This window comes from Streptomyces sp. NPDC001393, from assembly GCF_053597455.1.
This window is the reverse complement of record NZ_JBSFIH010000004.1, coordinates 23,489-44,241: the sequence shown is the minus strand read 5'-3', so window position 1 is coordinate 44,241 and position 20,753 is coordinate 23,489. Positions and strand designations below refer to the sequence as shown.

Genomic DNA, 20,753 nt, shown 5'->3' with positions numbered 1-20,753 from the left:
CTCACGCCTCCTCGGCCGCGCGGGCCACGAGCTTGGTCCAGGCGGTCACGACGTGCTCGCCCGCCTCGTCGTGCACCTCACCGCGGATGTCCAGGATGTCGTTGCCCGCGAGGGACTTGATCCCCTCGATGGTGGAGGTGACCGTGAGCCGGTCGCCGGCGCGCACCGGGCGGCTGTAGGCGAACTTCTGGTCGCCGTGCACCACGCGGCTGTAGTCGAGACCGAGCTGCGGGTCCTCGATGATCTGTCCCGCGGCCGGGAAGGTGATGGCGAACACGAACGTCGGCGGGGCGATCACATCGGAATGACCGAACGCCTTCGCGGCCTCCGGGTCCGTGTAGACCGGGTTGGTCTCGCCCACCGCCTCGGCGAACTCGCGGATCTTCTCCCGGCCCACCTCGTAGGGCGCGGTGGGCGGGTAGGTCCGTCCAACGAAGGACTGGTCGAGCGCCATGGCCCGGCACCTCCTGATGTCTGCTGTGATGGCCCCAAATTAGCCGGAATCCCGCCCAGGGAATGCGCAGGGGGACGCGGGTAGGGGCCCGGCCGCTGAAGCGCCGGTGGGTCGAGGCGCCGGTGAGGCGGTGAAACGCCGCGAGGCCGCCCCCTCGGAAGGGGACGGCCTCGCGGACGAGCCTGTTTATCGCGTCTCGCGGTGCGCGGTGTGCGCGTTGCAGCGAGGGCAGTGCTTCTTCATCTCAAGACGATCCGGGTTGTTACGCCGGTTCTTCTTGGTGATGTAGTTCCGCTCCTTGCACTCCACGCAGGCCAGCGTGATCTTCGGGCGGACGTCGGTGGCAGCCACGTGAGTGCTCCTAAGACGAACGGGTGGACTAATTCAACGCAAGAAAGAGTAGCCGATCGAAGGACCGACCCCGCAATCGGCTACTGTCAGTAGCGGTGACCGGACTTGAACCGGTGACACAGCGATTATGAGCCGCTTGCTCTACCGACTGAGCTACACCGCTGCGATGCGATCGGACCCCGTCTTTCGACGGGAACCTCTCACACCAGAGCCCCAAAACGGAATCGAACCGTTGACCTTCTCCTTACCATGGAGACGCTCTGCCGACTGAGCTATTGGGGCGAGCGATGAAGACATTACACGGTCCGCCGCCGTTCACCCAAATCCGTATCCGGCGGCCCGCGGCAACCCCATCCCAGGGCTCGCAGCGACCTCACGCATCGCAGGGAGGGCTCATGCGGGCACGCGCGCGTGGGCGTTCGCCGGGGAGAGCGGGGGCCACGCGAGGTGGGCGCCGTACGAGGGCGCGGGGCCACGCGGGTGGGCGACACGTGTACTGCCAAGGGCGGAGCAACCGGTACGACTATTGCGCTCCTGCGCACCCGGCGCGGCTCGCCACCCTAGGCTCGACTCGCTCTGCGTGATCTTGGGGCCCAGGCCCCGGTGTCTCACGCGGGCCCGCCCGAGCCCCCGGCCCCGATCCTGGAGCGCGATGCCAGACAGCCAGCCGCAGCCGCACCCGCCGTCGAACTCCTCGGGATCCTCGGGCCAGTCCGACCCGGCCGCCCTGCTGCTGTGCGGTGCGCGGCTCACCGACGGCCGGACGGTGGACGTACGGCTGGGCGGCGGGCGCATCGAGGCGGTGGGCACGGCCGGCAGTCTGGCGCCGGGCCCTGCCCGGACGGGCGCCGCGCGCGTGGACCTGAGCGGCTATCTGCTCCTGCCGGCCCCGGCCGAACCGCACGCCCACGGAGACACCGCACTGTCCGCCGAACGCCCCGGCCCGGTGTCGTACGCCCCCGAGGACGTGCAGCGCCGGGCGACGGAGGCGACCCTGCTGCAGCTCGGGCACGGTGCGACGGCAACACGCGCGCACGTGCGCGTGGGCGATGTGCAGGGGCTCGGCGCGCTGGGCGCCGTCCTGCAGGCGCGGCGCTCGCTGCGGGGGCTCGCCGAGCTGACGACGGTGGCCATGCCACGGCTGCTGACCGGGGTGGCCGGGGCCGACGGGCTGTCGATGCTGCGCGACGCGGTCAAGATGGGCGCCTCCGTGGTGGGCGGCTGCCCCGACCTGGACCCCGATCCCACGGGCTATGTGGAAGCGGTCCTGGAGGTCGCCTCCGAGCACGGCTGCCCGGTGGACCTGCACACGGACGCCTCCGACCCGGCCCGGTTGTCCCGGCTCGCGTCCATGGCCGGGGGCCTGCGACCCGGCGTGACGATCGGGCCGTGCGCCGGACTTGCGCGCCTGCCCGGCGAGGCCGCCTCCCGCGCCGCGGACCAGCTCGCGGCGGCCGGCGTGACGGTCGTCTGCCTGCCCCAGGGTGGCTGCTGCGGCACCGACCGCCGCGGCGCCGCTCCGGTACGGCTGCTGCGCGCGGCTGGTGTCCGTGTGTCGGCCGGCAGCGGCGCCCTACGCGATGCCTCCAACCCCGTCGGCCGCGGTGACCCCCTGGAGGCCGCCTACCTCCTCGCCTCCGCTCACGGCCTGCGCCCGGAGGACGCCTACTCCGCCGTCAGCGCCTCGGCCCGCGCGACGCTGGGCCTGCCGGAGGTGCGTGTGGAGGCCGGATTCCCGGCGGACCTCCTCGCCGTCCGCGGCAACCGGCTGGCCGGCGCCCTGTCCCTGGCCTACAGCCGGATCGTGATCCACCGGGGCCGAGTGGTGGCCCGCACGAGCGCGGTGCGCGAGTACTGCAACTCGGCGGCCACGGCGGAACTCGGGTTGCCGCGCCAGGGGCGGGGCGAGTTGTCGTGAGGGGGCGCGGCCCAGGGTCGGCGCCCGGGAGCGCGTAGGCGGGTGTTGCCGCGGGCGGGTGCCCTTGAGCGCCCGGGGTGAGCCAATGAACGCGCGCCCAGGCGCGCGTGAACGCACGCCCAGGCGCGCGCCGCGCGTGCCGGTGGATGCGTGCCCGTGGGCGCCCGGCACTGCGCTCATGGCGCCCGTGGAAGCGTGTCCGTGCGCACCCTTCGTTGCACCCATGGACGCGTGCCCGCGCGTGCCGTGGGCGTGCGCCCGGCGCGGTTGCGCCACGCCGATTAACTCGTGCGGCGGATGCGCCCCGTCCGGCGTACGGTCGGATTCATGCGCATTGTCATCGCTGGTGGTCATGGTCAGATCGCGCTGCGGCTGGAACGCCTGCTCTCCGCGCGCGGAGATGAGGTCGCGGGGATCATTCGCAGGTCCGAACAGGGCGACGATCTGCGGGCTGCCGGTGCCGAGCCGGTGCTGCTCGACCTGGAGTCCGCCTCGCTGGAGGAGGTCGCGGCGCACCTGCAGGGCGCCGACGCGGCGGTGTTCGCGGCCGGCGCGGGCCCGGGCAGCGGGGCGGCCCGCAAGGAGACGGTGGACAGGGGCGCAGCGGTGCTGTTCGCGGACGCAGCCGTACGCGCGCGTGTGCGCCGTTTCCTGGTCGTGTCCTCGATGGGCGCCGATCCCGCGCACCAGGGCGACGGCGTCTTCGACGCGTATCTGCGTGCCAAGGGCGAGGCGGACGCGTACGTCACCCGTCAGGAGGCCCTGGACTGGACGATCCTGCGCCCCGGTTCGCTGACGGACGACGCCGGTACCGGTCAGGTCCGCCTGGAGGCGCACACCGGACGCGGTTCCGTCCCGCGGGACGATGTCGCGGCCGTACTCGCGGAGTTGGTGGACACTCCGGCGACGACCGGGCTGACGCTGGAGCTGATCAGCGGATCGACGCCGGTGTCCGTGGCGGTGAAGTCGGTGGCCGGGAACTGAGGCGGGACACCGGTCGTTGAACGGGCAGAGTCCACGACCGCCCTTTCAGCACAGTCGACCTGTCGACCCGTCAGGTCTCCCGCCGCCCTCCCCACACACGATCCTGCGCCCTCCACCCCCCTCATGACTCAGAACAGAGGCAGCTGACCGGGAAACTCCGGCACGGCGTATCCGTCCAACGCCGGCTGGACAGCTCCGAGTTGCGCCTGCTGCCGGGACCCGGCGCAGGAGACGAGCTCCCCCTTCTCCCGCGCCCCCGGCGGATCGTGCCGCGCGTAGCGGCCCGCCACGACGGCGATGTCGCGGCGGCACACAGGACAGGTTCTGCGTCGGGAGGACATGCCGTCAGTGTGCCCCGCGTCGGCGCTGACGCGACACTGCTGTCAGGTGCTGACGCGACACCGCTGTCAGGTGCGGGTCTCGGCTTCCCAGCGGTCGGGGCCCACCCCGCGCCAGTCGATCAGCGGCGAGTCGGCCACCTGCTCCGGCTCGATCTCCAGCCCCGCGCGGCGCAGGAACTCCACCAGGTCCCCGACGTTGTGCGCCAGGCCGAGGATCTCGCCGTCCACCCGGACCCGGCGGCCGCCGGTCGGGGACGGCAGGTGCACGATGATGGGTCGTTTCCCGGCCATGGCTCCAGCATCGTCCGGACCGGTCGGGCCCGCACCCGGGCCGGTCATTCCAGTATTCCCAGCGCGGTGTCGGGGCGGCACAGCGGGCATGCGGCGATCCCTTCCTCGGTAAGTGCACGCACGGCCTGGTCCCGGCCGACCCCCTTGGCCCGCCCGCCCGCGCTCGTACAGCCGCCGACGTGGACGTACACCGCGGTGCGACCGTTCAGGCCGCGCTCGATCAGCCAGTCCGGAGCGGCCTGCCGGGTGGCGAGGCGGCTCTGCCTCTCGGCCTCCCGGCGTTCCTCGTCCGCGATCCACCGGTCCATCAGGGCGAGCTGCCGCGCGGCCTGATGTTCGACGACGCGGCGCGCGAAACGCAGCATGTCGAGACGCGTCAGCGGACGGTCATCGTTCACACGTTCGATTCTAGTGAAGAGACCCGGAAGTGCGACCAGAGGGAGGCGGCCGAACAGGTCCGCATGAAACGGTCTCGACCACTGAGACGCAGGTCACCCTTCGCCCCTGTCACAGCGCGCGGGGCCGCTCTGTCCAAGAGGGCGTACGCATCGGCAACCACCCAGGAGTACACCGTGGAAGCTCGTCTGAACATCATGGCCGCCCCGGTCGCCGCCAAGGCCCTCAAGCACCTCATCGCCGCGGGCAGGGCACTCTCGGAGTCGACCGTGCCGGCCTCGACGCGCGAACTGATGATGCTCCGCGCCAGCCAGATCAACGGCTGTGCCGGATGCATCGACATGCACACCAAGGAAGCCGCCGCGGCCGGCGAGACCGCCGTACGCCTCCATCTGGTCGCCGCCTGGAGGGAGGCCAAGGTCTTCACCGACGCCGAGCGCGCGGCGCTGGAGCTGACGGAGCAGGGCACCCGCATCGCCGACGCGGCCGGCGGCGTCCCGGACGAGGTCTGGGCGAACGCGGCCAAGTACTACGACGAGAACCAGCTCGCCGACCTGGTGGCCCAGATCGCCGTCATCAACGCCTTCAACCGCGGAAACGTCATCACCCAGCAGCCCGCCGGTGACTACGAGGCGGGCATGGCCGCCAAGTTCCACTGACGGTCGACGACGAGAGCCCCGTGACCTGCTCTCGCAGGTCACGGGGCTCTCGTTTCCGTGTGGCGGCGCCAGGATTCGAACCTGGGAAGGCTGAGCCGGCAGATTTACAGTCCGCCCAAGATCGCGCATCCGGGGCGTCACTGACCTGCGGAAACAGACGGTGCGGCGCCAGAGTCGCCTTCAGTCGTCCACACCTCGTCCATAGCGCGCCAGGCGCCTACGCCTCCGACAACTGCGCATATGGCCGTAACAGGGCCGTTCGCAGAGGTTCACAGGGCTGGTCACAGGGGGTGCGCGTACGGCGGTGCACGGTGGTGGCCCTCGGTTCACTGGACAAAGACCAGGACACCGAGATCAGGTGCGAGCGACTACCCCAACGAACTCGGCCCCTTTGTGGTTGCTCACGATGAAGTCAAAGCCGTGACCTGCCGCGCAGGTCAGTTCCACGCTGACGTATCCGCCTCTGGTTCCAAGCGGGCTCCCGCCGCTGTCGCGGTCGGGCTGCACCGTGACCGCCTCGTGGTCGGCGCCGACCTGCCCCTGCTCCGCTTCCGCGATCCCGCACGCAGGGCAATTGAGCTGCCACTGCATGCTCCACCTTCCTACGTCCCGCTGCACTGGAACGAGGATTCCCTCGTGACTCTGAGGCACGTTTCCCTCCAAACGGGTTCGGTCCGTTCCATGACAGCTGACCGGTGATCCCCGCGCATGGCATTTGCTGATCTGGCTCAGTAGTCGTCGCGTAGCGTCCGTCGTGTGCTGGCACTCTTCGACCTCGACAACACCCTGATCGATCGGCAGGGCGGCTTGGATGCGTGGGCGGGTGGCTTCGCTCGCTCCCGTGGACTGCCGGGTCAGGCCGCTGTGCTCGTGACTGCCAGGCTGCGAGACCGGGCGTACCCCGAGGACTTCGTCTACCTGCGAGACGTCCTACGGCTCACCGATGGCGCCGAGGACCTGTGGCGTGAGTACGTCGACGGAGTGGCTCGGTCGGTGCACTGCTTTCCCGGGGTCCTGGAAGGTCTCCAAGCACTCCGGAGCGACGGATGGAAGCTGGGGATTGCGACAAATGGAGCGGTCGATATCCAGCAGGCCAAGCTCGACAGGGCGGGGCTCGCCGGGCTCTTCGACGGGGTCACCATCTCGGAAGGTGTTGGAGCACGAAAGCCAGAGCGCGCCCTCTTTGAGGCCGCCGCCGCGGCCTGTGGCGTTCCGCTGAGCGCCGGAGGGTGGATGGTGGGCGACAGCCCCGCGACGGACGTAGCGGGGGCGCAGACGGCCGGACTGCGGACCGCCTGGGTGGCCAGCGGCCGGGAATGGGGCGATGGCCCCCGGGAGCCCGACATCATCGTGTCGAGTGCCGCGGAGGCCATCGCGATGCTACGGAGGTTGACCCGCTAGGCCGTGCCGCAACCAGGACACTCGCCTAACTTCAGTGCATGGACTTCAACATCACCGCGGAAGAGGAGGCCTTGGTCTTCCATGTGGCTTCCCTCCTCCAGTCTGGCCTCTCCCCCACGGATGATGACTTGGCGGAGGAGCTGGGCGATGAGGTCCGCCTTCTCCTCCAGTCCCTCCTAGATAAGGGCTGGCTCGTCATCGACAAGGAGCGAGAGCTGACGTTGTCGGTGATCGCGCGGGCTGCGGTGTCCAGCCGGAAGGATGTGGAGGGGCCTTAGACCGGCCCGCCGGGCGGGGCGGCGTGTAGCTCCGCGAGTACCTGAGCGAGTGCGGGCGAGGTGTCCTTGAGGCCCTCCCAGCGCTCCATGACAGTGGCGGCAGCGTCAGCTAGCTCAGGGGGCAAACCGACCTCTGCGAGCGCTTGTGCCGCCTCCCTCATCTCGGGGCCCCAACGCCAGGACCGAGCCGCGATCTTTGGGAAGTAGCCCGTCTCCGCCAGGTAGCTCGTCGTACGCCCCTGAGCGATGTCGAGTAGCTCCGCCTCCACCCCGTAGTCACTGGCGAGCGCGTATGCGACGGCGGCGAGAACACGGCTCGCCTTTTGGTAGCTGCTGTATGACAGCTTCAGGGCGGATGCCTGCCCGACGCCGCCGTCTAGAGACCGCGACTGGACGGCGCTCCCGTCGAAGAGCTTGGCTACCCTCGACACAGCCTCGCTCGGCCCCGAGAGGTACAGGCGCGGGCTCTTCGACGCCGACGGCGGAGAACCGATCACAGAGCCGTCAACGACCGTTGCCCCCGACGGTCGCATGATGTTGCTGATCCTCGTCATTGTCGCGGGGGAGACAGCGTTCCCGTCGACGTACGTCCCGGAGTACGAGCATGCGGCGACGGAACGCGCAACGTCTTCCGCAGCGGCGGGCGGGCACAGGCTCAGGATGACGTCCGCTCGGTCAGCCATCTCCGAGAGCCCACCAACGGCCGATAGCCCATACTGCTCGGCTCGGTGCGCCGTTTCCGGGCTGCGTCCGGCAGAGCACCAGAGAACCTCTGCGCCGGACTGCCGTGCCTGAGCGGCGACGCCGGCGCCCATGCTGCCCGGATGCAGGATGCCAAGGACCGTCACCCGACAAGCTCCCGAATGTTCCGCGGTTCGGCCGGCGCACTCTGCGAGAGTGCTTCGACGATGGCGCGGGCCGACTCGCTTGGGCTGAGCACATCGGTCCGGAGGGTGAGGGTCCACGGCTCGGATTCGTGTGCCAAAAGGTCTTCCCTGGTCTCGTGCCAGACCTTCACGCGGGCATCGACGTCCTTGTCTCCGCGGCCGATGGAACGCGATTCCGTGGTAGCCAGGGGGCACCACAGGAGCACCCGAACCCAGTGCAGAGGAAACGCCGCCACGGCCGTGGCGCCGACGACCTGGCCCATGTGGAGCACAGGTACGCGGCCATCCTCGACCAGGGCCGCGACGCCCTGCCGGTCGATGGCGTACTCAGCGTCGTATCGGGCGTTCCTGTAGAGGAGTTCCCCGGCTCGGGACAGCTCCTCAATGTGGTCCGGCGTTGTGAGCCGGTACCCGATCGTACGGCCGGGCCCGGCCTTGAGCCGCTCGAAGAGCGCGAACTCAGGCCGTAGCTGGGTTAGCTCAGAGGTGATGGTGTCCTTCCCCGAGCCGGGGGGGCCGTACAGGATCACGCCTGACGGGCTCACAGTCCGCCTCCACTCAGCACGTCACGAGCCTCATCGACCAGGGCCACGGCGGCTCCAAGCCGGTTGTCGACAACGAAGTGCGGGCCCTGCGGACGGAACTCCACGTTGAGCCCTGCCGCGTATTCCTCCCACGCCTCCATCTTCCAAGCATCGCGGGCCGCGCCCCGGAACTCGATGTACTCACGCATCGATTCAATGTCGCACTCAACCCATATGGTCGCGAGCGAGACCCGCTTGGACCGGCAACGGTTCTGGAGACGCTGCATCCAGTCGGCTTGGGAAAACTCTTTGATGAACGGGGCGTCGAGGATTACGGGGATTCCGCAATCCAAGTTGTCCCATGCGGCCTCCATGAGGCAGCGATATTCCAGGGGGCGGACCTTCTCAAGGTACAGCTTCGAACTGCGGTCGTGCGCCTCGCCTCCCAACGAGACTAGAAGCTGGTCGACCAGTGGACGCGTGAGTGAGTCCTTGTCAAGGATCGGCCAGCCGGTAAGCCGGCCAAGAAATTTCGCGAACTCCGACTTACCTGATCCGGCGTACCCTCCGACCAGGATCATGGGTGGGCCGTCAGTGCTTGCCCCTGCTGTGGAGTTCCATGCGTTGACCACTCGATTGAGCAGAGCCTCGCTGTCCACGTCGTCTGTGCCTTCGTGGATGCTGCTCAGGGCTTTACGTACTGCGTCCGATTGGTCGGGGAGCTTTCGCTCGGCGGAAGCGGGCGCCGGCACGGATTCCACGGGGGCATCCTCTCCGGGCAGTGCTTTGCGGAAGCCGAGTTGAGCCTCGTTGCGACGATAGAGGCGGCAGTACGCCCGGCGATAATGTGGACCGGGAAATACCGAACCCTTTTCGTGGCCCCAGATCGTCTGGAAGTTTGCGGCAATCTTGAAGCCGTGACGCTCCGCAATTTCGCGAAGCTTTTCCCCCGTGTCTTCCAGGGTGAGCCCTATTTCCTCGCGATGCATTCGCAGAAGATCGGGCTTCCAGTCTGGGTGCTTCCGAGCCATCTGCCCCTCCTAGATAGCTGGTCGGAGTCGCGAGTGTAGCGGCCCGACTAGTGCTGTGGAAATTCGTGATAGCGCATGTGTAAGCGGATGTATAAAACCGCTTGGATTTTCTCAGGTAGCGGGACGTGATACCGGTTTTCGCGCCTCGGCGGTGAACTTGAGCACACACCGAACGAGGAGGTTCAGATGCCCCGCGACACGGCCGTCCGGCCCGGCACCCGGCTCGATGGAAGGTCAGTCCCCTTCCAGGACTGCGACGCGCCGCCGCAGGTCCCCGACCTCACTCCGCAGCTTCTCAACTTCCTCGCGCAGTTCGGTTACCGCCGCAGCCGGGTCGGCGAGTTGCGCAGCACGGCCGGCGTTGGGCGTCAGGAAGGCGCCTTTACCTTGGTGACTCACCGCAAGGCCGTCCGCCTTCAGCTGGTTGATAGCGGCACGGGCCACGGTGACTGTGGCGCCGTATTTGTCTTGAAGTTGCGCAAGCGACGGGAGCTGTCCGGTCTCGGCGAACTCGCCAGCCGCGATACGTCGCCGCAGGTCATCGGCCACCTGCTTGTAGGCAAACCTGCCGGTCCACTCGACCATCTGCACCCCAAGTTTCGTCACGGTCTCTGCCTCATAGTGCCCAAGTCGCAGAGGTAGAACCAGCGCCCCACGCTGCTTGTTCCGCGAGGGGACTTGACGCACTCTGCCTCACAGTGCACTCTGAGGCGGAGTTGAACGAGCGGCTCAGCCCCGAAAGGGACGGAGCGCTTACACAACCCGTTTGACCTGCACGAATGCACAGGGCGGGGACGCTGCAATCCCGCTAAAGGCCAGGCACAACAGGGTTTCGGCCCGTACTGGCGAGGTGGCCCGGTGACCGCGAGCAACGGCCGGAGAGTGGGGACATGGTCCCCCCTTGCAGTGCGTATCCCCTGTTCAGCGGTCTGAAGGAGTGGCTGTGAGCCGACGAAAGCGATGGGCGCGGCCGTGATCGACCGGCACGGCGGCGCCGTTCCATTCCCGGTCCGTGAGCACCTCAGAGTGCGGCGGCCAACCGGTCACCCTCTACCGAATCGCGGCGGCTAGCGCCGCGCCGGTTGCTCGCCCTGTCCGTCCGAACGCTCTGCGGAGCGATCCCGTACGGACGGGGTTGAGAGGAGCCGGAGCCCCGGTGTCCACAACAACTTTTGAGGGGGAACCTTTCATGCTGCTCGCCATCGGTGACGTCGTCCGTATCCGCAGCACCAAGGCACTGGGCACGGTGGCCGGCATCGCCAGCCACCGCGTCGGCAACGTGGTCGACGTCCAGATGAACGGCAACACGCTGCGGCCGGTCAGGCCACAGGACATCGAGATGGTGGCTCGCGGCTTCAAGCCGATGACCACCGGCCGCGCCGTAGCCACCCTGCTGTTCTTCCTGCTCGGCATCACGTCCGCCGTCGCCAACTGCGTCTACGTGCGCGGCTTGGGCGCCAACTGGTCGATGGTCACCTTCGTGGCCATCACCTCGTTCACCGCCGTGACCGGCGCCCTGATCAACCTATTTAACCGGCCCCGACGGGTCCACGTCTGACCCCGTCGCGCTGGTCATCACCACCGTCTGCCGCTCCGCGCCGGGGTGTCTCCCCTGGCCGCGTTGCGGCTCGCGTTCTCCCGGAGCAGTCGTCGTCTCACCACACGCCTGCGGCTGCTCCGGCTCCATGTCCCTCCGAACTGAGGAAAACCCGTGAAACAGAACGACCTCAACGACATTGGTCACCGCATCGCGTCGGCCGCGCTGGAGTTCGCCCCCGGCTACCGGCCGACCGCCAGGCAGAAGGCCGACGCCGCTTCGGTACTTCGCGACATGATCCAGTCGGCTGAGATCCACGGCGTGACGTTCGCGGACTTCGATGGCGTCGCGCACTTCGCCCGGCTGGCCATTCAGCTCGTCCAGTCCCGCGACGCGAGCCGGTGACCGCTGTGCATGCTGCCACCTTCGCCGCTGTGTTCGTTGCCCTGTACGCCGCCCACAGCGTGGGTGATCACTGGGTGCAGACTTCCCACCAGTCCGCGCACAAGGGCCGTCCCGGCTGGGTCGGCCGCCTCGCAGACGCCCGGCACGTCGCCACCCTGACCGCAACCAAGGTCGCTGTCCTGCTTCCAGTCGTGTGGCTGCTGGACCTGCATCTGTCCGCGCTGGGCACGGCCGTCGGGCTCGCCGTAGACGCCGTGACGCACTGGTGGGCCGACCGCCGCAGCACGCTCGCGTGGCTGGCCAAGGTGACCGGCAAGGGCGAGTTCTACCGGCTCGGTGCGCCGCGTGCCGGCCACGACGACAACCCGCACATCGGGACCGGCGCCTACGCCCTTGACCAGTCCTTTCACCACCTCTGGCTGCTGGTCGCCGCGCTGATCATCGCCACCGTCTGACCCTGCACCACCGCCCCGGCATCCCGCCGTGAGGGCGCCGGATCGAATCCGGCCCGGGGCACTCTCCCCGCCGCGCTCGCGGCAGGGGACTCCGGAATGGCCGCCGTCTCACCACACGCCTGCGGCCCCTCCGGCTCCCAGTCCCTCCGATCAGGAGCCTCCAATGCGCACGTACATCGGCGGTCATCAGGCCGTCTCCGTCAACGACTTCATCGAACTGGCCCTTGGCACCCCGGCTGAACTGTGGCTCGGGGTGGAGGGCGAGACCGACGAGGAGCGCGCGGCCCGGCTGGACGCTGCCCGCGACATCCTCGCCGAGAACCCCGACCTCCCGGACGACGTGTCCCGCGTCGTCGCCGGGGTGATCGAGGCGCACGCTCCGGAGCTGTTCAACGTCGTCCCGCTGATCCGCCCGGCCGGGCGCCGGCGGCCCTCCCGGAAGGGAGCGGCGGCATGACCGAGCCGCTGACGCTGGATGGGCTGGCTGCTCCCCTGCGGGTGCTGCGGCTGCTGGCCGCTGACTTCGGGCACCTGCCCGCCCCGGGCGTCGACCTGTCCCCCATCTACCCCGAGGGGCTGACCCTGCGGTTCCACGAGGGTCTGCACGCGTTCGAGGCATGGCGGGAGGCCCTGGCCGTGCCGCCGCAGAAGGTGACGCACAGGATGCAGAGCGACGGCACGACGCGCGTGCTGAAGGCGTCGACCGACTACGCGGGTGCAGAGCTGCACCTGATCGGCTACACCGACGTGCCCGCTGCGGACGGGGGTGGGGCATGACCACCCCCGAGACGACACAGACCGTCGAACGTCCGGCCGTGCCGCCGCTGACGAAGCCGGAGATGGGCCTTGCCGGAGTCGGCGCGCTCGCCGCCGCTGCTGTCGGCGCCCTGGGACTGATCTCGTCCTTCGACGCGGTGTCCCTCGCCGCAGCCCGTTGGGGCTTCACTCAGCCTCACATCCTGCCCATCGCCATCGACGTGGCCATTCCGGTGTTCACGCTGGCCAACCTGCTGTTGATCCGGCTGGACATGGCATTGGCGTGGGTGCGGTTCGTGCCCTGGGTCCTCACCCTGGTCACCTGCTGGCTGAACGTCGCCGCCGGGCACTCCCTGTCCGCCAGGGTGGCGCACGGCACGATGCCGCTGCTGTGGGTGGTCTTTTCCGAGATCGGCGCCCACGTCTACGGCGTCCGCATCGGCGCTGTCACCGGACGGCGCATGGAGAAGATCCGGTTCTCTCGCTGGCTGCTGGCCCCGGGCTCCACGTTCGCTCTCTGGCGTCGGATGACGCTGTGGGAGGTCACCTCCTACACCGACGCCCTCGCGCTGGAGAAGGAACGGCTGCTGGCCCGCGCGGACTTGCGTGAGCGTTACGGCCGCGCCTGGCGCCGTCAGACCCCGCGCCGCGAACGCGTCCTGCTGCGACTAGGAGAACTCGCCCCCGTCGCCGCCGAGGTCAAGCCCGACCCGAGGCCGGAGCCGGAGCAGGCCCCGGCGGAGCCGAAGCGTGAGGCGCCCAAGCCGCCCCGCAGGCGGCAGGCCAGGGAAAAGGCCACCGCACCGCAGCGCACGCCGGCCGAACTGCTCGCCGAGGCGCGCACGATCACGGCCGACTGGACGAACGCCGAGATCAACGCCGAAGCACTGCGTAAGGCGCTGCACTGCGGCTCCGCCCCCGCCCGGCAGGTGCGTGACGCCCTGCTCGACGAGCGGGCCGCGAGCTATCCCCTGTACGCCGCCCCCGCCCCGGCCGACGAGGCGGAGAGCGCCCCTGAGGGGGTGGCCGCGTGAACACCCTGGCCACGGTCCTGCTGTCCACGCTTCCTCTGGCCGCCGGTTGGTCGGTTCACGTGTGGTGGCTGCGAGGCTGCCTGAACACCGCCCGGCGTGACCCGCTCACCGGGTTACGTACCCGCGAGGGCTTCACCCGCCGCGCCGCAACCCTGCTCAGGGACCCGCGCGCGGTCGTCGTCCTCGCCGACGTCGACAAGTTCAAGCACATCAACGACACCTACGGGCACGCCGCCGGGGACGCGCTGTTGAAGGCGACCGCCGACCGGCTCGCCCACCACGTCGGCCGCTCCGGGGTCGCCGGACGGCTCGGGGGCGATGAGTTCGCCGCCGTCCTCATCGACGACCACGGCACCGCCGGGGATCTGCTCGCCGTGCTGCATGGCGTGCTGGCCCGGCCGGTCGACGGCCAGGACCCGGCCGTCCGCACCACGGTCTCTCTCGGGTGGGTGCGGGTTGCGGACTTTCCCGCCGATGACCTGTCCGGGCTGCTGCGGCGGGCGGATGAGGCGATGTACGCGGCCAAGCAGGCCCGTGCCGGGACCCGGCGCGCGGGGCTCGGCCGTCTGTTCGCCACGGTCACCGGTCGCCGCGCCGGCCGGACCGGCGCCCGCACGGACACCCCGGTTGTGGGGGTGGCAGCGTGAACGCCCCGCGGATCGGCTCGGTGTGCACCGGGTATGGCGGCCTGGACATCGCCGTCCAGGCCGTGTTCGGCGGGGAGCTGGCGTGGGTGGCGGACAACGACCCCGGCGCCTCGCTCATCCTCGCCCACCACCACCCCCAGGTGCCCAACCTCGGGGACATCACCGCCCTGGACTGGCACGGCGTCGAACCGGTCGACATCTACATCGGCGGCTACCCGTGCCAGCCGTTCAGCACCGCGGGCAAACGGAAGGGAACCAAGGATGCCCGGCACCTCTGGCCGCACATCGCCCGCGCCCTTGGGGTTCTACGACCCCGCCTCGCGGTCTTTGAAAACGTCGCAGGCCACCTTTCCCTCGGATTCGACACCGTCCTTGGCGACCTTGCCGCCCTCGGGTTCGATGCGGACTGGTGCTGTGTACGCGCGAGCGACATCGGCGCCGCCCACCGGCGCAACCGCCTGTTCTTCTACGCCTGGCCTGCCGACTCCGGCGGCCCGGGACTGGCGGGGCGGTGGGCAGCGCGGGCAACTGCCCACCGTGGTCGGCTCGCTGCTGCCGACGCCGTCGACCTCGGAGGCGACGGGGGCGGGGCACGCGGCACAGGGCGGGATGAACCTGCGGCACGTCGTCTCCCTGCTGCCGACGCCGTTGGTCGGGGACTCCAAGGGTTCCCGTCAGGCGACGGCGCCGAACCCTCGCAGCAGCTCACCGACGCTGACGGACCTGACGTTCAGCGGGGCACTGCTGCCCACCCCGCGGGCGTCGGCGAACGAGAACCGGCAGACCAAGCGGTCGCCGTCGCAGGAAGCCGGGACGCACGGCAAGAGCCTGGCCGCCGAGGTGGGCTCGCTGCTGCCGACCCCGCGTGCGACGGACGGGGAGAAGGGCGGCCCGAACCAGCGCGGCAGCAAGGGGGACCTCACGCTGCCGTCGGCGGCCCACCAGATTGGGGCGAGTACGCCGCCGCGATCGAGAGGTGGGCGCAAGTCATCGGCCGCCCCGCCCCCGGGCCAACTGACGATCTGGGACGGCTGAACCCGCCGTTCGTCGAATGGCTCATGGCCCTGGACGACGGCCACGTCACCGCCGTCCCCGGCCTGTCCCGCACCGCGCAGCTCAAGGCGCTCGGCAACGGCGTGGTGCCTCCCCAGGCCGTTGCCGCCCTGCGCCTCCTGCTCAGCCGGTCCGAACCTCCGGCATGGGGGAGGGCAGCGGCGTGAAGTCACAGCCCATCGTCGGCGCCGCGCTCTTCCGCACGGTGATGGAAGCCGCCGGCTACCGCTGCCAGTGCGCAGGTGAGTGCGGCAACCCCCACGCCAAGGGTGACGGCCGGTGCCCGCACGAGCACGACCACTACACCAGCAAGCACGGGCGCCTGGTGCGGCTGATGGCCGCACCCGCCAACTCGCTCGCTTCCGACGTCGCCGCCGCCCGCCTCCCCGCCGACGAGCTGCGCGCCTGGTGCCCGGACTGCCACACCGCCGCCGCCCGCCGTGCCCGCGCCACGGCCCCGGTAGGCGACGCGCCGGGCCTGTTCGACCTGTGACCCCATCTGCTCCCGGCGGGCTGCGCGCCCGCCGGACGACTCATCACCCCGAGGAGGAGTTGACCATGGCCAAGCCCGACACCCGCCGCCTGGACCGCGAGATCCAGCAGACCACCCGCAAGCTCAAGGCCGTCCAGCAGCGCGAGATGTGGCCGCTGAACGGCCGCGAGCGGCGCGCCGTCCTGGCCGCACTGGCCGGCGGCTCCTACAAGGTCGTGCGCGGCAACAGCCCGGCGCGCGCCGAACGGAAGCTGGAGACCGCGTGGGCCACCGCCGAGACACGGCTGTCCGCGGAGATCACCGCGCTTGAGCGCGAGCGGCAGCGGATCGTGCACGAGGCCGCCACCGCCAAGGCCGCCAAGAAGTCGTCCGGGTGGTGGTGACCAGCACACGCGGGCTGCCTGAAGCGCGCATGGCGCCGGATCGCTTCCGGTCCCAGACGCGCACGCTCAGCCCCGCAGCACAACCCACACACATCGTGTGGCCGCGTCCGGCCCGTTCGGGCTGACGCTCCTCGTACGGGCCCGGCCGCCCACCTCCTACAGCGTCGGCCGGGCCCGCTCTCCCTCACACCCGAAAGTGGAAGGAACTTCAGTGAACCACCCCGACGACAACGAACTCTTCAACCGGCTCGAAGCCGAGATGGCCGCCGACTCCCGCCCCGACTCCGGGGGAGAGGTGGTCGACCTCGACAAGGCTCGGTCGGCCCGCGCCGAGTCGCCCGACTCGACCACCCGACCCGACACCAACCAGTCGGCCGACTCCGGCGCGGATCGGTCGGGTACTGAGTCGGCCGACCCGACAACGACCGTGATGGTCGACCAGCCGACCCCGACCGCGACCGGTCCGGGCTACCTCGGTCGGCTCGCCGGAGCCCGGCGCCGGGCGGTCGTCCCGGAGTGGCTGCGGTCGGTGGCGGAACTCAAGACCGCGTCCGCCTGGGTGGCCCGGCACTACGCGCACACCGCCGGGTACCACGCGCTGCGGGCCCCGGTCTACGCCGCCCGCCTCACTCTCCAGGCCCCGACCGGTGCCGCCCGGTTCATCGGCGGCACGATGCGGTGGGCGGCCGACCGCGAGGGCGAGCCGGTCCGCCTCGCCGCCGTGCGCCGCGAGGACGCAGCCGAGTACCTGAAGCTGTCGCGGCAGCGCGATGGCCGGGTCCGACTGCGCACCCTGGTCACTGTGCTCGCCCTGTTCGTCGGCACCGGTGCCGCACTGGCCATGTACGTGCTGGCCCCCGAGTGGCTTCAGGCGGTGTCGGTGAGCGCGGTCGTGATGGCGCTCGGGTTCGTCGGCCGCCGACCGGACGCCCCGGTCATCCACAGGGCTGTGGAGGTGCCCAAGGCGACCAAGCTCACCAGTGACATCGTGCTGCGCGCCCTGGGATCGCTCGGCATCCCGGCGATCAACCAGGCGCAGGGCAAGGGGCGGGACGGGTTCGAGTTCACCGCCCCGATCACCCGCGACGGCCCCGGCTGGCGGGCGGAGGGCAACCTCCCCTACGGGGTCACGGTGACCGACGTCATCGAGCGCCGCGACCGGCTCGCCTCCGGCCTGCGCCGCCCGCTGGGGTGCGTGTGGCCCGAAGCCGTGCCCGACGAGCACACCGGGCACCTGGTGCTGTGGGTGGGCGACCAGGACATGAACCAGGCCAGGAAGCCCGCTTGGCCGCTGGCCAAGTCCGGGACGGTCGACCTGTTCAAGCCGGTCGCGTTCGGCACCGACCAGCGCGGACGCTGGGTCGAGATCACGCTCATGTACATCGCGGGCGTCATCGGCGCCATCCCGCGCATGGGCAAGACCTTCCTTCTGCGTCTGCTGCTGCTCATCGCCGCGCTGGACCCGCGCGCCGAGGTGCACAGCTACGACATGAAGGGCACCGGCGACCTGGACCCGGTCGGCAACAACGTCTCGCACCGGCACGCCGCCGGCGACGACGACGAGGCGATCCTCTACGCGCTCGGTGACTTCCGCTCCCTGCGCGAGGAACTGCGCCGCCGCGTGAAGGTGATCCGCTCCCTGCCCCGGGACATCTGCCCCGAGAACAAGGTGACCAGCGCTCTCGCCGACAAGCGCTCGCTTGGGCTGCACCCGATCGTGGTCGGGGTGGATGAGTGCCAGGTGCTGTTCGAGCACCCCGACCACGGCAAGGAGTTCGAGGAGGTCATCACGGACCTGGTCAAGCGGGGTCCGGCCACCGGCATCGTCGTGTTGCTGGCCACCCAGCGGCCGGACGCCAAGTCGCTGCCCACCGGCATCTCCGCGAACGCGTCGGCCCGCTGGTGCCTGAAGGTCATGGGCCAGACCGAGAACGACATGGTGCTCGGGACGTCCGCGTACAAGCGCGGGATCCGGGCGACCATGTTCGCCTGGGGCGACAAGGGCATTCACTACTTCGTCGGTGAAGGCTCCGACGCCCGGATCGTCTCCTCCGTCTACGTGGACGCCCCCGGCGCCGACGCCATCGGCGCCCGCGCCCGCCGGGTCCGTGAAAAGGCCGGACTGCTGTCCGGCTACGCGCTCGGGGAAGCCCCCGAAGAGGTCACGGGCCCGGCCTACGACCTGCTCGCCGACATCGCCGTCGTGGTGCCGGAAGCCGAGGAGCGGGTGTGGAACGAGCGGATCGCCGCCCGCCTCACCGAACTTCGGCCCGACGTCTACGGCGGCTGGAAGGGCGAAAACGTCACATCCGCGCTCAAGCCGCACCACATCCGCACCCGCGACGTGGCGGGGACGACCGACGACGGCACCCGCACCACCCGCCGGGGCATCGTCCGCGCCGACCTCATGAAGGCGATTGCGGAGCGTAACGAAAGCCCGGGCGCCGCATAGGCCCGGCACGGTGCTACCGGTAGCACCCACACCTGCTACCGGTAGCACCCCCGCTAGCACCCCAAACACACCCCCACCTGTGTTCTAGCGGATAGCACCCCACCTGCGGAAACCCCTAAAAACCGCCTGGAAGGGCCCCTCATGACCCCCATCTTCCTTGCTATCGCCTGCCTGTTCATAGTCACCCTGAGTTACGGCGGGCTGTGTGCGGCCTCGCCGTTCGGCAACTGCCGCAAGTGCCGCGGCATGGGCCACCAGCTCAAGACCGACCGCAAGGGACGACTCAAGCGCGGCAAGGACTGCCGCCGCTGCCACGCCACCGGCAAGCGCATCCGCGCCGGCCGCTGGCTCTACAACCGCTGGGCCCGCATCTACCGCGCCGGCACCGCCGACTGACCACGAAGGGACCACCCGTGAGCCACAACCCCGAGCCCACCACGCCTCCGATCGTCATCGTCCACGACGAAGCCGCGGACCTCCGCAACCTGGCCCGCACCGAACGCTCTCTGTCCGGCGCGACGACGGTTACCGTTGATGAACTCCGGTGCCTCGTCGCGGAGGTGCGCGCCCGCGTCGCCCACCTCGGCTCGCGCCCGGAGGCGGGCCGATGATCCTCACCTTCTCGGCCGTGCTGCTCTTCGGTCTCGCCTCCGCCGTCGCCGTCAAGACCAGGGCGACCGGCGCGGGTGCCGCGGTGCTGCTGTTCCTGTTCGGGTTCTTCACCGCCGGGACCGGCGCCTACGGCCCGATTCACGACCTGGTGGCGTCCTTCGCCCGGTTCCTGTCCCAGCTCGGCCACTGACCGGAGACATCCCGTGAACGAACCCATCGTCGTGCGGCACTGGGCTATCACCGCCGCGCCCAAGGCCGCGCCCGCCTTCGCCACCACGACCGTGCTCGCGCTGGCCCGGATCTGGAACGCCAACGGTGCCGAACACTCAGTCGGCAACGCCGCCCTCATGGCTGTCCTCGCCGCCGGAGCGGCAACGGCCGGCGCCTCCCTGGCCCGTGCGGGCGAGCCCGTGCTCGCGGCCACCGGATACGCCGTCTCCGGCAGCCTCGCCCTGGCGGGCGTCGCCGGATACTCCGACGGTCTGTCCCTGCCGCTGCTGCTGTGGGCGCTGGCCACCGTGCTCGCCTACTGCTTCGCCGCCCGCCACTGGCGCCAGGACCGGCGCGACGCCCTCGACCACGAGCGGCATGTGAGCGAGCGGCGCGAGGAACACGCCCACATCGAGCGCGTCGAGACCATACGCGGCACCACACAGATTGAGGTGGCCCGCGCCGGCGCCTATGCCGAGCAACTCGCCCAGGCGCTCATCAGCCGATCCGCGCTGCCCGGCTTCGACCCCACCGCCCTGGAAGCCGCGGGACTGCCCGAACTGCCCGCCCTCGACATGAGCAAGGAGCGCTGACGTGGACATCGACCCCGACGAGATCACCACCGTCGAACTGCGCTGGGACAACGACGGGTTGCCCGCGACCTACAGCCGCGACATCACCCGCCGCCAGCTCGGAGACCTCCTCTTGCAGATCGACGACATGGCCGCCGAGACGGAGATCACGCAGGAGAGTGCCGCGTGATCTGCCGGGCTTCGGCCGCCGCCGCCATGGCCGCGACGACGCTGGCACTGCTCGCCGGTTGCTCACTGCCCGATGGACCGCCGGGCGTCGTCGTCGACAGAGCCGACCGCTGGTCGTCGGCGACCAAGAGCCGCCAGTACTTCCTGACCGTGCGTACCGCTGACGGCAGCCGGAAGGAGTTCCAGGTCTCCTTCGGGGACTACGACCGCTGCCCTCCCGGCCCTTCCTACCCCAACTGCGCGAAGCGATGACCGTGTTCGAGATCCGCGTCATCTGCCTGCCGGACGACGCCGACCGCGTCAGTCAGGCACTGGCCGCCGCGTTCGCCACCGGCCCGGCACGCCGGTACCCCACCCGTGACGGCCGGCGCATCCGGCTGTACGTCACCGCCGACCACCGCGACTCCAGCACCAGCCCCGCCCACACCGAAAGCGAGTGA

34 protein-coding genes, 2 tRNA genes and 1 pseudogene are annotated in these 20,753 nt (G+C 70.1%); 25 read left to right on the top strand and 12 right to left on the bottom strand.

Annotation, left to right across the window (positions count from 1 at the left end; all coding sequences use genetic code 11):
* Position 1 precedes the first annotated feature (1 nt).
* The 4 genes from ACWC2T_RS06965 to ACWC2T_RS06950 all read right to left on the bottom strand — a co-directional run bounded on the left by ACWC2T_RS06965 (position 2) and on the right by ACWC2T_RS06950 (position 1,087).
* A complete protein-coding gene (locus tag ACWC2T_RS06965) occupies positions 2-454 on the bottom strand; it encodes an FAS1-like dehydratase domain-containing protein (protein ID WP_450669402.1) in 453 nt (150 codons plus the stop codon).
* A 186-nt stretch (positions 455-640) separates the two neighbouring features.
* Positions 641-805 carry a 50S ribosomal protein L33 gene (gene rpmG / locus ACWC2T_RS06960; protein WP_003948671.1) on the bottom strand — a complete coding sequence of 55 codons (165 nt, stop codon included), beginning with the start codon at positions 803-805 and terminating at the stop codon, positions 641-643.
* Between the two features lie 90 nt (positions 806-895).
* Positions 896-968: transfer RNA gene (locus ACWC2T_RS06955), tRNA-Met, on the bottom strand.
* Between the two features lie 46 nt (positions 969-1,014).
* A tRNA-Thr gene (locus ACWC2T_RS06950) sits at positions 1,015-1,087 on the bottom strand.
* A 370-nt stretch (positions 1,088-1,457) separates the two neighbouring features.
* On the opposite strand from ACWC2T_RS06950, the gene ACWC2T_RS06945 reads away from it, so the two are divergent.
* A complete protein-coding gene (locus tag ACWC2T_RS06945; RefSeq protein ID WP_450669401.1) occupies positions 1,458-2,723 on the top strand; it encodes an amidohydrolase family protein in 1,266 nt (421 codons plus the stop codon).
* A 327-nt stretch (positions 2,724-3,050) separates the two neighbouring features.
* Entirely contained in the window at positions 3,051-3,707 is a 657-nt protein-coding gene (locus ACWC2T_RS06940; protein ID WP_450669400.1) for an SDR family oxidoreductase, read from the top strand.
* Positions 3,708-3,835: 128 nt separating this feature from the next.
* Here the strand turns inward: ACWC2T_RS06940 and ACWC2T_RS06935 are convergent, their stop codons facing one another.
* From ACWC2T_RS06935 to ACWC2T_RS06925, 3 genes are all read right to left on the bottom strand, one after another.
* On the bottom strand, positions 3,836-4,048 hold the full coding sequence (locus ACWC2T_RS06935; protein ID WP_450669399.1) for a hypothetical protein: 213 nt from the start codon (positions 4,046-4,048) through the stop codon (positions 3,836-3,838).
* A gap of 66 nt (positions 4,049-4,114) precedes the next feature.
* Positions 4,115-4,339, bottom strand: a complete 225-nt coding sequence (locus tag ACWC2T_RS06930; RefSeq protein WP_351612174.1) for a hypothetical protein — start codon at positions 4,337-4,339, stop codon at positions 4,115-4,117.
* Positions 4,340-4,383: 44 nt separating this feature from the next.
* Entirely contained in the window at positions 4,384-4,737 is a 354-nt protein-coding gene (locus ACWC2T_RS06925; protein ID WP_450669398.1) for a DUF6233 domain-containing protein, read from the bottom strand.
* 174 nt (positions 4,738-4,911) lie between these two features.
* On the opposite strand from ACWC2T_RS06925, the gene ACWC2T_RS06920 reads away from it, so the two are divergent.
* Complete coding sequence (locus tag ACWC2T_RS06920; RefSeq protein ID WP_450669397.1) at positions 4,912-5,394, top strand: carboxymuconolactone decarboxylase family protein; 483 nt, start codon at positions 4,912-4,914, stop codon at positions 5,392-5,394.
* A gap of 354 nt (positions 5,395-5,748) precedes the next feature.
* Here the strand turns inward: ACWC2T_RS06920 and ACWC2T_RS06915 are convergent, their stop codons facing one another.
* A complete protein-coding gene (locus ACWC2T_RS06915) occupies positions 5,749-5,985 on the bottom strand; it encodes a hypothetical protein (RefSeq protein ID WP_450669396.1) in 237 nt (78 codons plus the stop codon).
* A 165-nt stretch (positions 5,986-6,150) separates the two neighbouring features.
* Here ACWC2T_RS06915 and ACWC2T_RS06910 point away from each other — a divergent pair, with 165 nt between their 5' ends.
* A complete protein-coding gene (locus ACWC2T_RS06910) occupies positions 6,151-6,795 on the top strand; it encodes an HAD family hydrolase (protein ID WP_450669395.1) in 645 nt (214 codons plus the stop codon).
* Positions 6,796-6,833: 38 nt separating this feature from the next.
* Positions 6,834-7,073: a hypothetical protein gene (locus ACWC2T_RS06905; RefSeq protein ID WP_071373385.1), complete on the top strand. Its 240-nt coding sequence runs from the start codon at positions 6,834-6,836 to the stop codon at positions 7,071-7,073.
* Here ACWC2T_RS06905 and ACWC2T_RS06900 read toward each other — a convergent pair.
* The 4 genes from ACWC2T_RS06900 to ACWC2T_RS06885 all read right to left on the bottom strand — a co-directional run bounded on the left by ACWC2T_RS06900 (position 7,070) and on the right by ACWC2T_RS06885 (position 10,100).
* Complete coding sequence (locus ACWC2T_RS06900) at positions 7,070-7,921, bottom strand: DUF1932 domain-containing protein (protein ID WP_450669394.1); 852 nt, start codon at positions 7,919-7,921, stop codon at positions 7,070-7,072. The genes ACWC2T_RS06905 and ACWC2T_RS06900 overlap by 4 nt on opposite strands.
* On the bottom strand, positions 7,918-8,490 hold the full coding sequence (locus ACWC2T_RS06895; RefSeq protein ID WP_450669393.1) for a guanylate kinase: 573 nt from the start codon (positions 8,488-8,490) through the stop codon (positions 7,918-7,920). The genes ACWC2T_RS06900 and ACWC2T_RS06895 overlap by 4 nt, the downstream gene beginning before the upstream one ends.
* Positions 8,491-8,501: 11 nt before the next feature.
* A complete protein-coding gene (locus ACWC2T_RS06890) occupies positions 8,502-9,515 on the bottom strand; it encodes an AAA family ATPase (protein WP_450669392.1) in 1,014 nt (337 codons plus the stop codon).
* 234 nt (positions 9,516-9,749) lie between these two features.
* Positions 9,750-10,100 (bottom strand): winged helix-turn-helix domain-containing protein, encoded by a 351-nt coding sequence (locus ACWC2T_RS06885; RefSeq protein WP_450669593.1) that lies wholly within the window; start codon positions 10,098-10,100, stop codon positions 9,750-9,752.
* Between the two features lie 604 nt (positions 10,101-10,704).
* Here ACWC2T_RS06885 and ACWC2T_RS06880 point away from each other — a divergent pair.
* The 20 genes and pseudogenes from ACWC2T_RS06880 to ACWC2T_RS06785 all read left to right on the top strand — a co-directional run bounded on the left by ACWC2T_RS06880 (position 10,705) and on the right by ACWC2T_RS06785 (position 20,753).
* The gene (locus ACWC2T_RS06880) at positions 10,705-11,073 is read left to right on the top strand and encodes a hypothetical protein (protein ID WP_450669391.1); all 369 of its coding nucleotides are present in this window, start codon (positions 10,705-10,707) and stop codon (positions 11,071-11,073) included.
* A gap of 153 nt (positions 11,074-11,226) precedes the next feature.
* On the top strand, positions 11,227-11,457 hold the full coding sequence (locus ACWC2T_RS06875) for a hypothetical protein (protein WP_450669390.1): 231 nt from the start codon (positions 11,227-11,229) through the stop codon (positions 11,455-11,457).
* 5 nt (positions 11,458-11,462) lie between these two features.
* Positions 11,463-11,912, top strand: a complete 450-nt coding sequence (locus ACWC2T_RS06870) for a transcriptional regulator (RefSeq protein WP_450669389.1) — start codon at positions 11,463-11,465, stop codon at positions 11,910-11,912.
* A gap of 163 nt (positions 11,913-12,075) precedes the next feature.
* The gene (locus ACWC2T_RS06865) at positions 12,076-12,369 is read left to right on the top strand and encodes a hypothetical protein (protein ID WP_450669388.1); all 294 of its coding nucleotides are present in this window, start codon (positions 12,076-12,078) and stop codon (positions 12,367-12,369) included.
* Entirely contained in the window at positions 12,366-12,689 is a 324-nt protein-coding gene (locus tag ACWC2T_RS06860) for a hypothetical protein (protein WP_450669387.1), read from the top strand. The genes ACWC2T_RS06865 and ACWC2T_RS06860 overlap by 4 nt, the downstream gene beginning before the upstream one ends.
* Positions 12,686-13,702: a DUF2637 domain-containing protein gene (locus ACWC2T_RS06855; RefSeq protein WP_450669386.1), complete on the top strand. Its 1,017-nt coding sequence runs from the start codon at positions 12,686-12,688 to the stop codon at positions 13,700-13,702. The genes ACWC2T_RS06860 and ACWC2T_RS06855 overlap by 4 nt, the downstream gene beginning before the upstream one ends.
* On the top strand, positions 13,699-14,349 hold the full coding sequence (locus ACWC2T_RS06850) for a GGDEF domain-containing protein (RefSeq protein WP_450669385.1): 651 nt from the start codon (positions 13,699-13,701) through the stop codon (positions 14,347-14,349). The genes ACWC2T_RS06855 and ACWC2T_RS06850 overlap by 4 nt, the downstream gene beginning before the upstream one ends.
* Positions 14,346-14,765: pseudogene (locus tag ACWC2T_RS06845) on the top strand (DNA cytosine methyltransferase); the annotation flags it as partial. The gene ACWC2T_RS06850 and the pseudogene ACWC2T_RS06845, both read left to right, overlap by 4 nt.
* Positions 14,766-14,886: 121 nt before the next feature.
* The gene (locus ACWC2T_RS06840) at positions 14,887-15,384 is read left to right on the top strand and encodes a hypothetical protein (RefSeq protein ID WP_450669605.1); all 498 of its coding nucleotides are present in this window, start codon (positions 14,887-14,889) and stop codon (positions 15,382-15,384) included.
* 23 nt (positions 15,385-15,407) lie between these two features.
* Entirely contained in the window at positions 15,408-15,569 is a 162-nt protein-coding gene (locus ACWC2T_RS06835) for a hypothetical protein (protein ID WP_270086704.1), read from the top strand.
* Positions 15,566-15,895, top strand: a complete 330-nt coding sequence (locus tag ACWC2T_RS06830; protein ID WP_450669384.1) for a hypothetical protein — start codon at positions 15,566-15,568, stop codon at positions 15,893-15,895. The genes ACWC2T_RS06835 and ACWC2T_RS06830 overlap by 4 nt, the downstream gene beginning before the upstream one ends.
* Before the next feature lie 65 nt (positions 15,896-15,960).
* On the top strand, positions 15,961-16,278 hold the full coding sequence (locus ACWC2T_RS06825; RefSeq protein WP_450669383.1) for a hypothetical protein: 318 nt from the start codon (positions 15,961-15,963) through the stop codon (positions 16,276-16,278).
* A 211-nt stretch (positions 16,279-16,489) separates the two neighbouring features.
* Positions 16,490-18,730 (top strand): cell division protein FtsK, encoded by a 2,241-nt coding sequence (locus ACWC2T_RS06820; RefSeq protein WP_450669382.1) that lies wholly within the window; start codon positions 16,490-16,492, stop codon positions 18,728-18,730.
* A gap of 141 nt (positions 18,731-18,871) precedes the next feature.
* A complete protein-coding gene (locus ACWC2T_RS06815; protein WP_450669381.1) occupies positions 18,872-19,126 on the top strand; it encodes a hypothetical protein in 255 nt (84 codons plus the stop codon).
* A 17-nt stretch (positions 19,127-19,143) separates the two neighbouring features.
* Complete coding sequence (locus tag ACWC2T_RS06810) at positions 19,144-19,341, top strand: hypothetical protein (RefSeq protein WP_450669380.1); 198 nt, start codon at positions 19,144-19,146, stop codon at positions 19,339-19,341.
* A complete protein-coding gene (locus tag ACWC2T_RS06805; RefSeq protein WP_450669379.1) occupies positions 19,338-19,532 on the top strand; it encodes a hypothetical protein in 195 nt (64 codons plus the stop codon). The genes ACWC2T_RS06810 and ACWC2T_RS06805 overlap by 4 nt, the downstream gene beginning before the upstream one ends.
* Before the next feature lie 13 nt (positions 19,533-19,545).
* Entirely contained in the window at positions 19,546-20,145 is a 600-nt protein-coding gene (locus ACWC2T_RS06800) for a hypothetical protein (RefSeq protein ID WP_450669378.1), read from the top strand.
* 1 nt (position 20,146) lies between these two features.
* Positions 20,147-20,314, top strand: a complete 168-nt coding sequence (locus ACWC2T_RS06795) for a hypothetical protein (RefSeq protein ID WP_450669377.1) — start codon at positions 20,147-20,149, stop codon at positions 20,312-20,314.
* On the top strand, positions 20,311-20,565 hold the full coding sequence (locus tag ACWC2T_RS06790) for a hypothetical protein (protein ID WP_450669376.1): 255 nt from the start codon (positions 20,311-20,313) through the stop codon (positions 20,563-20,565). Before ACWC2T_RS06795 ends, ACWC2T_RS06790 begins: the two co-directional genes overlap by 4 nt.
* Positions 20,562-20,753, top strand: a complete 192-nt coding sequence (locus ACWC2T_RS06785) for a hypothetical protein (RefSeq protein ID WP_450669375.1) — start codon at positions 20,562-20,564, stop codon at positions 20,751-20,753. Before ACWC2T_RS06790 ends, ACWC2T_RS06785 begins: the two co-directional genes overlap by 4 nt.